This is a genomic window from Nonomuraea turkmeniaca (genome assembly GCF_005889735.1).
GTDB lineage: Bacteria > Actinomycetota > Actinomycetes > Streptosporangiales > Streptosporangiaceae > Nonomuraea > Nonomuraea turkmeniaca.
In genome coordinates, this window is the sequence record NZ_VCKY01000024.1 from 59,375 (window position 1) to 73,406 (window position 14,032).

Sequence of the window (14,032 nt, forward strand, 5' to 3'; positions counted from 1 at the left end):
CACCGGTGAGAGCCTGTGCCCATGACCGATCCGGCCGCGGCGCTCGCCGCCCGCATCGAGCGGTTCGAGCAGGCCGCGGATCCCGGGCTGATCTGGGATCCCGCGGCGCTGGGCGAGGCCGAGCAGGCGATGCTGGCGTGCGCCGGCGACCGCTCCGACGCCGCCGCCTGGCGCCTCATCGGCATGCTCCACCTGGCCCGGTACCGGCTCGACCAGCGGACCACGCAGGACGCCGCGGTGGCGGGCGCCTTCTTCGCCGCCGTGGCCGTGGTCGACCCCGGGCGGCTGCCGGAGAAGCTGCGCGGCTCGAGCGTGCCGCCCGGCGACTCGGCCGGCACGTGGGCCGGGCTGGTGGAGGAGGTCTTCCGGCACGTCGACCCGGCCGCGTACCGGCACGTCGGCCTGCTCATCCACGCCTTGGTCCGCCGCGCCGTGGCGCATCCGACCGTGGACGCCGCCGACCGGCTGGAGCAGCTGCTGTTACAGCAGGCCATGCGCTCGACCGACCCGTCCTGGGCGCCCGCCGCGCTCGCGCTGCTCGGCGGCGGGCTGGTACGGCTGTACGAACAGATGGGCGCGCGTGAGCTCATCGACGACGCTGTGCACGTGCTGTTCAGAGCGGCCTTGGGAGCGCCGGGTGAGGTCGCCCACCTGGGGGAGCTGGCCGCGGCGCTGGCGTCGGCCGTGCCCGACGACGAGGACCTGGTCAGGGCCTACCTCGCGGCCGCCGAATCGGCACCGGACGCCCGGGACCGGCCGCAGGCGCTGCTGACGCTGGTGGACCTCACCAGGGCGCGGGCGGCGGGCTCGCTCCTGGACGACGACCTGCTGGCGTTCATCAGGGTGGGGCAGTGCGCGCTGGACTTCTGGCACGAGCAGTGGGCGCATCCCGGGGTGCTGGCGCCGTACGCGGCGGGGCTCGTCGAGTGGTACGTGGTCACGGGCGACGAGCGCTCCCTCGAGGCCGGCCGCGAAATGCTGGAAGCCCTCGGCGTCGCCCCCGACGAACCGGCCCGCCGGCTCGGGACCGATCCGATCGTGCGCCTCGGCCTGCTGGCCGATCGGCGGTGGCGCCGCTACGGCGTGACCGGGGAGCCGGCCGACCTGGACGTGGCCATCGAGGCCATGCGCGAAGCGGCCGGACCTGCCCCGCCCGGCCATCCCGACCGGGCCCACCTGCTGACCACCCTGGCCGACGCCCTGCGCGAACGGGTGGTGGTCACCGGGGGAGACCCGGCGGAACCGGTCGCCGCCACCCGCGCCGCTCTGGCCGCCCACGACGAGCACGACCCCGCCAGGCCCGAAGCCCTCCTCCTGCTCGCCCGGACCCTGAGCCTGCGCCTCACCCCGCCCACGGCCGACGAGGCCGTCACCGCACTTCGTGAGGCCCTCACCTCCGCCGAAGACCTGGCCCTCCGCGCCGACGCGTACGGCCTGCTGTCGGAGGTGCTCCAATGGCGCGCTCAGCGGGCCGACGGGCGGGCCGAGGATCTGAACGACGCCGTTCTGGCCGCCCGCCAAGGCGTCGAACTGGCCGTGAAGACCTCCCGCGAACCGGCGCCCGCCCACCGGCTGCTGTCCAACGCCCTGCTCGCCCGCTACTCCGCCGTGCGCGACACCCGTGACCTGAGCGAGGCCCTGGCACTGGCCAGGGACGGCGACGCCGGCCTGCTGACCCGGCTCTCCGCCGTGCTCGACGACCCGACACCGCCGTCGATGGACGAGCATCTCGCGCAGGCCGCGGCCGGACTGGCGCTCCTCACCTCGGACGAGGACCTGACACTCAAGCTCCTGCGCTTCGCCGAGCACCGATTCGGCCAAGCCGGCGATCGCGGGGCGTTCCTGTTCACGGCGGCGCTCCAACTGACCGAGCTCGGTCGCCTCCGGACCGCCAACGCCGTGCTGACCAGGGCGGCGGCCGCGTTCGACGAGGCCGGCCAGCACTCCAGGACGGCCGCCGCGCTGTCCGGGCTCGGTGCCAATCACGCGGAGCTGAACGAGCCGGCCCAGGCCCTGGAGGCGTACGAACGTTCGGCGGCCGTCTACCGTGCCCTGGGCGACACCCGAGCCGAGGCCGGGCAACTCGGCAACATGGGCGTCGTCCTCCTGGGGGCGGGCGACCCCGCCGGCGCCGTCGGCCTGTACCTCCGCGCGGTCGCCCGGTGCGCGGCCGACGGCCTGGCCGCCGAGGAGGCGTTCCACCAGGTCAAGGCGGCCGACGCCTATCTGGCCGCCGGCGACCCGGCCTCGGCGGTGGCGTGCGCGGTCCGGGCCCGCGAGCTGTACCTGACGCTCGGCGAGCCGAAACCGGCGGCCACCGTCCTGATCCCCGCCGCCCGCGCCGCGGTCGACCAGGGGGACCTCGCCGCGGCGGTGGAGCGCATCGCCGCCTGCGCCATCGAGCTGGAGGCCACGGGGGCGTGGGAGGATGCCTGCCGCGCACTCGACGCGCACGCCGTCCTGCTCGCCGAGCGGGGCCATCGCGCGCAGGCCGCCGCCTGCGAAGCCCGCGTCGTGGAGATCGTCCGGCGCAGGGGAGAGCGGCGGGAGCCCGCCGACGAGTGGTACCGCATCGCGCAACGCCGCCGCGCCACCGGCGACGCCGCCGGCGCCCGGGCCGCCTTCGAGCTGGCGGAACGCGAGTACGACGCGATCAGCCACCACGACGGCTCCGGGTCCGTCCGCTACAACCTGGGCGTGCTCGCGTACACGGACGGCGATGCCGAGCGGGCGCTGGAGGAGTTCGGGGCGGCGGGGGAGACGTTCGCCCGGTTGCGGGCGAACGCCAAGGAGGCGGTCGCCCTGACCATGCGCGCCTCCTGCCTGGCCGGCCTGGACCGGACGGACGACGCCCTGCCGGAGCTGGACCGGGCACTGGAGCTGGCCGCCGCCGAAGGCGACCGCGACGCCCTCTTCGTCGCCATCCTGCACCGCGCCGTGCTCGACATCCGGCGGGGCGAGTTGCAGGCGGCGGAGGAACGCCTGCACGCCGCCCTCGGCCTGGCCGTCGCCGACCCGCTGAAGGAAGGCGTCGTACACGACCGCCTGGCCGCTCTCGCCGCCCGCACCGGTGACCTGAGAGCCCAGGCGGAGGCGCTGGAGCCGGCGGTGACGGCCTTCCACGCCGCCGCCCAGAACCGCCTGGCCGCCCTGGCCTCCATCAAGCTCGGCTTCGTCCTGGAGGAACGAGCCGAGTACCGCCGCGCCAGGAAAGCCCTGGAAGCAGGCTTGACCGCCCTCGCCACGCCGCAGCCGGCCATCCCTCCGGCGCAGGCGCCGTTCGAGGTCGTCGCGGCCATGGCGGCGGTGTCGGGCGGCCTGGACGCGGACGTCCTCGAACGCGTGGCCACCATCCAGCTCACCCTGGGCGACCTCGCCCACGGCCGCGCCACGCTGTCCGAGGCCCGCACCGCGCTCCGGTCCGCCGGCGAGCAGCCGGAGGCACTGGAACGGCTGGAGCGCCGGCTCCTCCTGGAGGAGGCCGAGGCCGCGGGCGACCTGCGGCTGGCCCGTGCGACCGCCGAACAGATCCTCGCCGGCCGGCCCCGTGCCGGCGGCGCCGGCATCTCGACCGGCGACGACATCCCGCGCATCCGGAACGGACCCGGCGTCATCCCCGCCGAAGACCTGTCCCACCTGCTGGCCAAGCTGTCCGCCCTCTGCCTGGCCCTGGGCGACCCCAACGCCGCCTACAGCCACGCCGCCCGCGGCTGCGAACTACGCGACGACCGGGTCGCCGAGCACCTGCGCAACCTCGGCGCCGCCGCCCGCGCGCTGGGCCGCCCCGACGAGGCGATCGGCCACCTCACCAGAGCGGTCGAACTGGCCCGCGACACGGCCTCAGCGCTCCCCGCCCAGCTCGTCCACGCCCTCAACTCCCTCGCCGGGGCCCTCTCCGACCAGGCCCGCTGGACGGACGCCGCCCGCGCCTACGACGAGGGCCTCGCCCTGGCCGCCGCCCCCGTGTGGCGGGCCCTGCGCGCTTCGCTGCTGTCCGGCCGCGCCGGCCTCCACCTCGAACTGGGCGAGCTGGACGCGGCGGCCACCGCCTACCGGGAAGCCATCTCGATCACCGAGGAACTGGGCGCCCAGGCCTCCCGCGGCGACGACCATGCCGGCCTCGGCTTCGTGCACGTCCTGCGCGGCGAGCAGGACGCGGCCAGGCCGCTCCTCGAACGCGCCCTGGACCTCCACCGGACGAACGGCGACCACCGCGGCGCGACCCTCGACCTGATCATGCTCGCCCGCCTGAAGGAACCGGCTGTTGCGGCGGCGGCATGCCTGGAGGAGGCGCTGACGCTGGCCGACGGGATCGGGTTCAGCGCGGGCGAGGCGATCGCCCTGGCCGGCCTCGGGGCGCTCGACGTGGCCCAGGCCGAGCACGGCCGGGCCCACCGCCGGCTGTCCCGCGCGGCCGAGTTGCTGGAGGAGCTGGGCCACGAGCCGGCGCTGGCGACCGCCTGCCACCACCGGGCCGCCGCCGCGGAGGGACTCGGCGACCTGCCGGACGCCCTCGCCGACGCCGAACGCGCCTGGGCCCTCGGCCACCTGCCGGCCCTGGACCGGGCGATCCGGCTGGCCGTACGCCTCGGGCGCGGGGCTTCGGCCTGGGCGCTCGCCGAGCAGGAGAAAGAACACAGCCTGATCACCCAGCTCGGCCACGACCGCTGGCCCGCACCGGCCCTCGCCCGCCGCGCCCGCACCGCCCAGACCGGCGTGGAGGCACTGTGGCACCGCATGGAGTTCCTCGCCGCCGACCACGTGGCCAGGCGCCGCGCCACCCTACCGGCCGAACCGGAGCTGGACGCCCTCGTCGCTCCTGCGGTCTCCCGCGACGGCGGCGGCACCCGGACGGCGACAGGACTGCTCGGCTTCCACATCGGCGAGGACGAGGACACGGTGACCGTCCTCGCCCACCGCACCGGCTGGTCCGAGCCGCGCGCCTTCCCCACCAAGGTCGGCCGTGCCCTCCTGGCCGACTTCACCGGGACCCTCGACGGCGACCGGCCGGCCCTGCTCGACGTCGCGGTCCGCCGCCACCGACTGAACCTGTGGCGCCGTCTCGCCGACCTGCTGCTGGCCGACGCACTCCAGGCGCTGGACCCCGGCGACCTGGGGTGGCTCCACCTCATCCCGCACCGCGACCTGCATCGCGTCCCGCTGCACGCCCTCGCCCCGGCCGGTGGGCACTCGCTCCTCGAACGTTGCCCCGTGACCTACGCCCCGTCCGCCGCCGCCTTGACCCGCCTCACCCACCGCGTCCCGCCCCGCGCCGGCCGGTCCCTGGTGCTGGGCTTCGGCACGGAAGCGGAGACGCGGGCGGCCGAGGAGATCGCCGCGCTGCTGGGCGAGGACCCGCGCACCGGCCCCGCCGCCACGTCCGCCCTCCTCCCCGGAACCTGGGACATCGTGCACGTCGCCGCGGACGGCGTGTTCGACGGGCACGACCCGTTCGCCTCGGGCATCCGGCTCGCCGACGGGCTCCTCACCGCCAGGCGGCTGATGAGCACGAGGACACACGCCGGACTCGTCGTCCTCACCGGCTGCCAGCGCGCCCCGGCCGGTGACGGGGTGGCGGCGCTCGGCCACGCCCTCCTCCACGCCGGAGCCAGATCCGTCCTGCTCACCCTCTGGCCGGCCGCCACCGAGATCACGCGGGCGCTGATGCGCGACTTCCACACCAGGCTCCGCACCGGCACCGGGCCGGCGCAGGCGTTGCGCGAGGCCGTGCTGGACCTGCGCGACCTGTACGGGTCCGCCGAGCCCGACCTGTGGGCCCCTTACGTGCTGGTCGGTGTCCCGGACTGACCGGGCCTAGTGGTCCATCCACTTCGAGTCGGGCATCAGCGTGGCCACCACCAGATAGCCGAAGAAGCCGATCGCGAGCCCCACCGCGTACGCCCCGAACACTTCGGGCAGGTCGAACAGAGCCGTCACCGCCCCGCCGCCCACCGCGGCCAGCACCGTGGCGAGGTCGGTCAGCCCCACGGCGCCTTCCCTGCGACGCAGCGTCCGGTACGTGATCCACCCGATCACCAGCCCGAAACAGATCGCGCCGAGCACCGCCATGGGAACCTCCTCGTCGTCCAGACCGCCGCCGGCGGGTGTCGAGCCGCGTGCCGTCCCCGCTGGAAGGATCTTCGCTCACCATGGCACGCGGTGAGACCGTCTGACTAGAGGTACGACTTGGCCGCATTCACCAGCTCGGCCGCACCGTCGGGCGTGTCGACGTAGAGGGCCTCGTCGGGGGTGCGCTCACGGACGTCCTGGTCGCGGATCGCGAACACGGCCGGAGCCACGCCCACGTCTCCGTAGCGGCCCGCCACGGCCGCGCCGATCGCCTGCCGCACATCGCCGACCACGTCCCTGGCCGAGTGGCCGGAGCCCGAGGCGGCGAGATAGCCCAGCATGCCCGCGAAACGCAGCTCCGCGTCGGCGGCCGGACGCTGCTCGGGCAGCACGGGCCGGTCCAGCCAGAACACCTTGCCCGCGAGGAACGCCTGGTAACCGGCGCCCTCGTGGCCCAGCACGCGTGCCGTCCCGGCCAGCAACGCCCCGAACTCGGCCAGGTCCGCCTCCGGCGGCAGGTCCGTCGTGACGAACAGCGGCACGATCAGCGAGTCGACCATTGGATCATCCCTCCGTGAGGAGCCTCATCGTAGGGTGCCCCACCGACAATCCCCGGCCCCGCCACACCGCGGTTCTCGACCACGACGGGCTGCGCCGCGCCCGGCCCGCGCGGCCGGATCCACGTGGCGCTGCCGGAGGTGCATCGGGCGGCTGGAAGGACGGCACACGAACGAGGCGTCCGGACTTGACCGGCGCCTCAGGAGAGCCGGGGAATCAGCGTTCGGTCCACTCGTCTTCGAGGGCCGAGTGCACGATCGAGTCGCGCCAGCCGTGCGGCGTGTGCACGTGGTGCCGGATGCGGCCCTCCTCAACCATCCCCGCCGTCAGCATCGCCAGCTGCGCGGGCAGGTTGGCGGGCGACCGTGCGCCCCAGATCCGGTGCAGTCCCAGCTCCTTGAACCCGAACGACAGCAACAACCGCACCAGGTCGGTGCCGATGCCGCGCCCCCACATGTCCGGCAGGAGCCCGAAGCCGATCTCCGCGCTGTGCGGATGGTCGGCCTCGATGTGCAGGCGCGCCACCCCGATCAGGCCGCGGCGCTCGATGTCGATCACGGCCATCACGTACAGCAGCCGCGGCTCGGTGAAGGCCGCCGCCACGGCCTCGTCCACCAGCGCCGCCACCTCGTCCAAGGTGCGCGGCGCGAACGGCATGTGCTGCGTCACGGTGGGGTCGCCGTAGATGGCGTGCAGTCCGTGCACGTCGGTCTCGGTCACGTCACGGAGACCGAGTCGCTCACCGTTCCACACCACCTGGCGCATGGGCAGACGGTAACGCGAGTCCCGTGATCTTTACAAGCCCTTGTCAAGTCGCGAGTTGACTCCCGTAAGCTCGCGCGACAAGTTCGGCGACCGCGCCGTGTGAGCCGAGCGGCTCGGCGTGGCCGGCGTCGATCTCCGCCGCGGCCCGCTCGACGATCCCCGCGGGCGCCTCGTGGCCGATCATGCAGGGGGCGATCGCCAGCCGCTGGGCGCCGGCCGCGCGCAGCCGCTGGGCGGCGACGCTCACGCCCGGGTCGCTGTCGAGCGCTGCGGCCACGACCGGGAGCGTGAGCCGGGAGGCCAGCAGCACCGCGGTGGCCTGCACGGCGCGCACCGCGCGCTCGCCGCCGACGGTGCCGAGGACGACGGCGTCCACGGGGCTGGAGACGTTCAGCAGGCGTACGCGGTCGGCCCGGGCCAGGCCGCGCTCGGCGAGCCGGATGTGCAGCGCCTCGGCCAGCAGCGGGTGCGGCCCGAGCGCGTCGGTCACCACCGCTCCGGAGCCGGCGGCCGCCACGGCCTTGCCGATCTCCGCCATGACGACGGGATCTTCCCAGGTGAGCAGGGGCACGATGACGGCATCGCGTCCCATGGGAAGGGAGTCCGCCAGATCGGTGACGCTCGTCAGCCGGACCTCGATCTGCGGGTTGTCCACGCGTACCACGGCCGCGATCTCTTCCGCCGCACCGGTGGTGTCGCCGGGGGTGGCGATCACGAGCAAGGGGGCGTCCGACGGCAGGGACGTGGGCACGGGACGGCGATGGCGACCGCCTCCCGGCCGGGGGGAACGTTCACGTACAGGCAGGCTCACAGGCGCGCAGTTTATGCCCATTCGGAAGGTGTTGTTCTGTGAATAGATGGCGATTCCGTCACAACGCCCACCCTGTGATCGAGATCACATCGTAATCCGTTGAAACGTTGACTTATCGACACAAAACGGAAAGCTAGGAGCAACTAGAAGCCGGTTCTAGAGCGACGTCCCACAACCGCCCCCGGAGGCTGGGGAATGAAGCCGTTCTATGTCCGCGAGCTGAGCGTCTACCCGGTCGGCCGCCGCCGGATCTTCCTGCTCTCGATAGCCGTGCTGGCGAGCCTGGTGGCCAATTTCGAGACCACGATCGCCACCATCCTGCCCCTCCTCATGGCGGACCTGGGCATGTCGCTGACCGTCTACGGGCAGATCGCCGCGCTGTCGGTGCTCGTGGGCGGGCTCTCGGCCGGGTTCGGCGGCATCCTGTCCGACCGGTGGGGGCGGATCACGATCCTGGTGCCCACCCTGACCATCACGGCCGCCTGCAACTTCCTGCTCGCGACCGTGGACTCCGTCACCGAGCTGTTCTGGATCCGCTGCCTGATGTTGTTCATCGAGGGCGCGGGGATCACGATCACGGCCTCGCTGGTACGGGACTTCTCGCCGCGGATGGGGCGGGCGCAGGCGTTCGCGTTCTGGACGTGGGGACCTGTCGGGGCGTCGTTCCTGGCCTCGTTCATCGCGGGGTTCACGCTCCCGCTGTTCGGCAACGCGTGGCAGTCGCAGGCGATCATCATGGGCGTCGTGTCGCTGGTCATGTGCGCCGTCATCATCTGGAAGATCGCCGAGCCGTCGGCGGCGCTGCGGGCCGAGGTGCTCCAGGACGAGATCGCCGTGGCGGCCGAGGGCCGGGCCGGCCACGGCCGGGTGCGGGAGCTGTTCCGGCACCCGCACCTGTGGGCGCACGTCTTGGGCAACACGGGCTGGCAGGTGCTCTACTGGACGTTCGCGATCTTCGGCCAGACCATCCTGGCGGGCGGGTTCGGCATGGAGGCTGCCGCGGCCAACCGGGTGGTGGCCCTCGGCATCGTGCTCAACGCCGTGGCCGTCGTGATCGTCGGACGGGTCTCCGACCGGATCCAGCTGCGCAAGCCGTTCACCGCCGTGGGCACCGTGCTCACCGTGGCGACGCTCGCGTACCTCATCTCGCTGCTCGGCCCGGGCGTCTCCGCGGCGCACGTGACCGTCGTGTTCGCACTGCTCTACCTGTTCATGGGCGTCGCGTACGTGCCCTGGATGGCCAACTTCTCCGAGGACGCCGAGGACGTCGAATCCCGGCTGCAGGGCTCGGCCCTGGGCATCTGGGGCATGGTCGTCCGCGTCATGATCGTGGCCCTGCTGGTGGTGTCTCCCCCGGTGGTGGAGGCCGGCGGCTGGCAGACGTGGCTCGGGGTGGCGCTCGCCGGCCAGGTCGTGTTCCTGGTCTCGATGGCGGCCTTCAAGGGCAGATGGCGCCGTACCGCGGTCAGCGTGCCGGTACCACGACCGACTGCGGATTCCCCGGAGCGTACACCGTGATGCCCTGCGGCAACGACTTCAGCTTCTCGATCTCGGCGCAGGCGGGGCACTTGTCGTAGCCGTCCTGCCTGGCCCGGTTCGCCTCAGCTTCGGCCTTGGCCTGGGCCACCTTCGCCTGGGCCTCGGAGACCGCCGCGGAGGCGGCCAGCGAGCGGTCCACCGCCTGCTGCACCTCGGCCGGTAGCGTCACCTTGGCCAGCGTGAACCGTATCCCGGAGAAGAACTCGCCGCCCAGCGTGGCCGGCAGGTCCCGGGCCAGCGAGGCGTTGACCGCGTCCTGGACCTCGGCGATGTTCGCGTTGCTGTCCTGCGGCTTGAGTGCCGAGCTCTCCAGCAGCGAGCACGACGGCACGAGCTCGGCGCAGCGTTTGGCGCCGATCTGGCCGCGCAATGCGTTGTCGATCACCGGCCGCACCGCCTGGCCGAAGAACGCCGTCCATCCCTCGTCGCCGTCCCACGCATAGAGCGAGCTGTCGTCCTGCGCGCGGAAGGTGCGGGTGCCGTACTTGTCGTCGAACTTCTTCAGCGTCTCGTGGTCGAGGTTGAGCGTGAAGTAGAGGGTGCCCTCGATGCCCAGGTTCACACCGTCGCTGCTGGGCACCGTCACCACGTCCACCCCGAGCGTGGTGGCCCGCTTGGCGTCGGCGGTGATCGTGTAGAAGCGCTGCTGCGCCGGATAGAGGTGGGTGGCGGACCACATGCCGGTCCAGGTCATCCCCGAGCCGGGGTCGATCACCTGGCGTACCTTGTTGTCGTCGAGCGGCCCGCCGTCGCGGACGACGGCCACCTGACCGCCGTCGGTGCTCTCCAGTCCCCCCACGCCCCCGATGAGCAGGGGGAGGACGATCAGTGCGGCGATCACGGCCAGGGCGATTCTCATCCCGTACCCTTCCGCGCGGGCGGCGGTGGCAGCCGCCGCCCGCGGCTTTCGCGGCAATCGAGGGTGCTTCAGGCGAACGGCCCGACCTGGCCGGTGACCCCGTCGCGTGGGGCGGGCTCCGGCTCGGCGGCGAGGCCGAGGTCGCGGGTCTCCGGCGCGATGGCCAGGCCCAGGGCGGTGACGGCCAGCGCGATGACCACGTAGATCGACACCGCCACCGTGGTCTGGTACGTCTGGAACAGCTTCAGCGCGATGATCGGCGCCAGCGCGCCGCCCACGATGCCGGCCACCTGATAGCCCATGGACGCGCCGCTGTAGCGCAGACGGGTGCTGAACAGCTCGGCGATGAACGCGGCCTGCGGCCCGTACATCGCGGCGTGCGTGATCAACGCGACCACGGCCGCCAGCGCGATCAGCGGGAACGACTTCGTGTCCAGCAGCGGGAAGAACGCGAACACCCACACCGCCGCGCTCACCACGCCCGCGAGATAGACCGGCCGCCGCCCCAGCCGGTCCGACAGCGCCCCGAAGAGGGGGATCAGCGCCAGCTGCAGCGCCGAGCCGATGAGGACCGCGTTCAGCGCGTACGAGCGCGGCAGGCCGAGCACTTCCGTGATGTAGAGGAAGATGTACGCGGTGAAGGTGTAGAAGGCCACGTCCACCCCGATCCGAGCGGTGAAGGCGGACAACAACGCGCGCGGGTGCGTGCGCAGGACCTCCAGCAGCGGCATCTTGGCCTTGGCGCCCTGCTGCTCGACCTCGGCGAACAACGGCGACTCGGTGACCTTCAGCCGCACCCACAGGCCCACGAACACCAGCGCGCCCGACAGCAGGAACGGCACCCGCCAGCCCCACGACAGGAACGCCGCGTCCGACTGGACGAACGACAGGAGCGTGAGCAGCCCGGTCGCCAGCACGTACCCGGCGGGCACGCCGACCTGCGGCCAGCTCGCGTTGAAGCCGCGCCGCCGTCCGTCGCCGTGCTCCAGCGACATGATCACCGCGCCGCCCCACTCGCCGCCGAGCCCCAGGCCCTGCACGAACCTCAGCACCGCCAGCAGGATCGGCGCGATCACGCCCACGCTCGCGTAGCCGGGCAGCACGCCGATGAGGAACGTCGAGACGCCCATCACCAGCAGCGTCACCACCAGCACGGTCTTGCGGCCCACCCGGTCGCCGAAGTGGCCGAACACCACGCCGCCCAGCGGCCGGGCGACGAACGCGACCGCGTTGGTGGTCAGCGACGCCAGCGTCGCGTTGAACGGATCGAGCTCGGGGAAGAACAACTTGGGGAAGACCAGCGTCGCGGCCGTGGTGTAGAGAAAGAAGTCGTACCACTCCAGCGACGTGCCGATCAGGCTGGCGAGGATCACCCGCCGGGTCTGTTGCGTGGAGCCTGACATCGATCGCTCCTTGGTTGTCGAGGGGATAGCTTCAACATAAGAATCGTTGAACAATTCGACAAGAGGTTTGCTCCATGATTCCCTGTTAAATGTGGATGACGTCGTCGCTGATCTCTCCCAGGACCGCCCCCGGCTGGGACGCAGCAGCACGGCCGAGCGGGTGGCCGACATCCTGCGTGACCGCATCAGTGAGGGTTTCTTCCGTCCTGGTCAGCGGTTGTCGGAGGAGACCATCTCCGAAGGGCTCGGCGTGTCGCGCAACACGCTGCGTGAGGCCTTCCGGCTGCTCGGCCACGAGCGGCTGCTCGACCACAAACTCAACAGGGGCGTGTTCGTCCGCCTGCCATCGGCCGAGGACGTGCTCGACCTCTACCGCGTGCGCCGCGTGCTGGAGGGCTCGGCCGTGCGCCGGCCGCTGTCGCCGCAGGCGCTGACCGTGGTCCGCGAGGCCATGCGGGACGCCGAGCGGGCCGCCGCCGAGGACGACTGGCAGGGCGTCGGCACCGCCAACATCCGTTTCCACCAGGCGCTTGTGTCGCTCAACGGCAGCCCGAGGATCGACGAGCTCATGCGCCAGCTGCTGGCCGAGCTGCGCCTGGTCTTCCACGTGATGAAGAACCCGCGCGCCTTCCACGAGCCGTTCGTCGACCGCAACCGCACGCTGCTCGAGCTGATCGAGGCCGGCAAACCCGAGGAGGCCGCCGCCTACCTGGACGACTATCTCGACCACGCGCAGGAGCTGCTCGTCCACGCGTACGAGCCGAACCGCTAACGTGTCCGCATGGACCGGATCTTCACCGTTGACGAGGCCCGCTCCCTGCTGCCCGGCGTCATCGAGGACGCCCGCGAGGTGATCGCCGCCCGCGCCGACCTCGCCGAGATCACCTTTGACCGGCAGGTAGGAGGCGGCTCCGAGCTCGGCGGCATCCCCGAGATCAAGGCGCTGCAGGCCCGCATCGAGGAGATCCTCAGCGGGTGGACCGGCCAGGGGATCGAGGTGAAGGGCATCGCGCCGGTGCTGGTCGACTTCCCCGCGGTGCTCGACGGAGTGTCGGTGCGGCTGTGCTGGATCGAGGGGGAGACGGAGCTCGCCTGGTACCACCGTACGGACTTGGGCTTCGCCGGCCGCCGCCCGCTCCCGTGAGGCGTCGCATTCAACCTGGGCGTTGATGCCGGGGAGGGGTCACTTCTCCGCCTGGCCTGGCGGGACGCCGGGCTCTTGAACGGACTGGGCGCCCTTCCCCGCCGAGGTCCCGCCTAAGACGTCCGCCTGTCCCGGCGGCTCCCCGGTCTGCCCGCCAGGAGTGGCGGAGGGCCTGCCGGTGGGGGTCTCCGCCGTCCCGGTCTTGTCGACGCCGTTGGCCTTCGGGGTCTTGGCGGTCCCGCCCTTGGGGATGGCGGTCTTCGGGTTGGTGGCCGGCCCTTTCCCGGCGGGTGTTGTCTCGGCCCGCGTTGTCTCGGCGGGCGTGGTCCTCACGGGCGTGGCCGCCTTGCCTGGCCGCGCGGTCGCCCGGACTTCCGGCGGCGCCTCGCCGGCGGAGGCCGGGCGAACGGCGGGGGGCGTCCCGCGCACGGCGTCCGGTGGCGGAGTGCCCTCGCGGCCGTCGGCCGGCGCGCCGCTGGGCGGGAGAGCGGTGGTCCGGCCGGGGTCCGGCCGTGGTGTGGGGATCGGCGACGTGGCGGGCCGGGCGCTGAGCGCGGCCGGAGGCGGCTCCTTCGGGTAACCCTCGGGCACGGGCACGTGATCCAGCGTGGGCGAGCTCCCGGGAATCCCCGCCAGGACGGCGGCCACGGCGAGTTGGAGCACCCCGGCGACGACGGTGGAGATCCGCACCGCACGCGCCCGCCGCGAGCCCCGCTCAACGTCGACGCATGCCGATGCCGATGCCATGCCCAATCCTCCGGTCGGGGGGACGATCAACCTCTTGATCTAGACATGGACGACAGCGGCGGTCAAGAGCCGCCCGCCCGGCACTCCACCACGGACCGCCCCGACGGCTGCAGGCCCGTCGCCACGACCTCCAGCCC

General features: G+C 72.9%; 11 protein-coding genes. 4 read left to right on the forward strand and 7 right to left on the reverse strand.

Annotation, left to right across the window (positions count from 1 at the left end):
• Positions 1–21 precede the first annotated feature (21 nt).
• The gene (locus ETD86_RS10085) at positions 22–5,808 is read left to right on the forward strand and encodes a CHAT domain-containing protein (RefSeq protein WP_138665849.1); all 5,787 of its coding nucleotides are present in this window, start codon (positions 22–24) and stop codon (positions 5,806–5,808) included.
• 6 nt (positions 5,809–5,814) lie between these two features.
• Here ETD86_RS10085 and ETD86_RS10090 read toward each other — a convergent pair whose 3' ends face one another.
• The 4 genes from ETD86_RS10090 to ETD86_RS10105 form a co-directional block, all read right to left on the reverse strand.
• Entirely contained in the window at positions 5,815–6,069 is a 255-nt protein-coding gene (locus ETD86_RS10090) for a hypothetical protein (RefSeq protein ID WP_138665850.1), read from the reverse strand.
• 104 nt (positions 6,070–6,173) lie between these two features.
• Positions 6,174–6,629 (reverse strand): hypothetical protein, encoded by a 456-nt coding sequence (locus ETD86_RS10095; protein WP_138665851.1) that lies wholly within the window; start codon positions 6,627–6,629, stop codon positions 6,174–6,176.
• 214 nt (positions 6,630–6,843) lie between these two features.
• Positions 6,844–7,392, reverse strand: coding sequence for a GNAT family N-acetyltransferase (locus ETD86_RS10100; RefSeq protein WP_138665852.1), 549 nt, complete (start codon positions 7,390–7,392; stop codon positions 6,844–6,846).
• Positions 7,393–7,435: 43 nt separating this feature from the next.
• Positions 7,436–8,143 (reverse strand): sirohydrochlorin chelatase, encoded by a 708-nt coding sequence (locus ETD86_RS10105; protein ID WP_246147823.1) that lies wholly within the window; start codon positions 8,141–8,143, stop codon positions 7,436–7,438.
• A 255-nt stretch (positions 8,144–8,398) separates the two neighbouring features.
• On the opposite strand from ETD86_RS10105, the gene ETD86_RS10110 reads away from it, so the two are divergent.
• Positions 8,399–9,721, forward strand: coding sequence for an MFS transporter (locus ETD86_RS10110; protein ID WP_138665853.1), 1,323 nt, complete (start codon positions 8,399–8,401; stop codon positions 9,719–9,721).
• Here ETD86_RS10110 and ETD86_RS10115 read toward each other — a convergent pair.
• Positions 9,669–10,601 carry an SPFH domain-containing protein gene (locus ETD86_RS10115; RefSeq protein WP_138665854.1) on the reverse strand — a complete coding sequence of 311 codons (933 nt, stop codon included), beginning with the start codon at positions 10,599–10,601 and terminating at the stop codon, positions 9,669–9,671. The two genes, ETD86_RS10110 and ETD86_RS10115, sit on opposite strands and share 53 nt — an antisense overlap.
• Positions 10,602–10,669: 68 nt before the next feature.
• Positions 10,670–12,004 (reverse strand): MFS transporter, encoded by a 1,335-nt coding sequence (locus tag ETD86_RS10120; RefSeq protein WP_170222981.1) that lies wholly within the window; start codon positions 12,002–12,004, stop codon positions 10,670–10,672.
• A gap of 91 nt (positions 12,005–12,095) precedes the next feature.
• On the opposite strand from ETD86_RS10120, the gene ETD86_RS10125 reads away from it, so the two are divergent.
• On the forward strand, positions 12,096–12,776 hold the full coding sequence (locus ETD86_RS10125; protein ID WP_211369946.1) for a GntR family transcriptional regulator: 681 nt from the start codon (positions 12,096–12,098) through the stop codon (positions 12,774–12,776).
• Between the two features lie 9 nt (positions 12,777–12,785).
• Positions 12,786–13,148 (forward strand): DUF2203 domain-containing protein, encoded by a 363-nt coding sequence (locus ETD86_RS10130; protein ID WP_138665856.1) that lies wholly within the window; start codon positions 12,786–12,788, stop codon positions 13,146–13,148.
• A 39-nt stretch (positions 13,149–13,187) separates the two neighbouring features.
• Here ETD86_RS10130 and ETD86_RS10135 read toward each other — a convergent pair whose 3' ends face one another.
• On the reverse strand, positions 13,188–13,895 hold the full coding sequence (locus ETD86_RS10135; protein ID WP_138665857.1) for a hypothetical protein: 708 nt from the start codon (positions 13,893–13,895) through the stop codon (positions 13,188–13,190).
• Positions 13,896–14,032 lie beyond the last annotated feature (137 nt).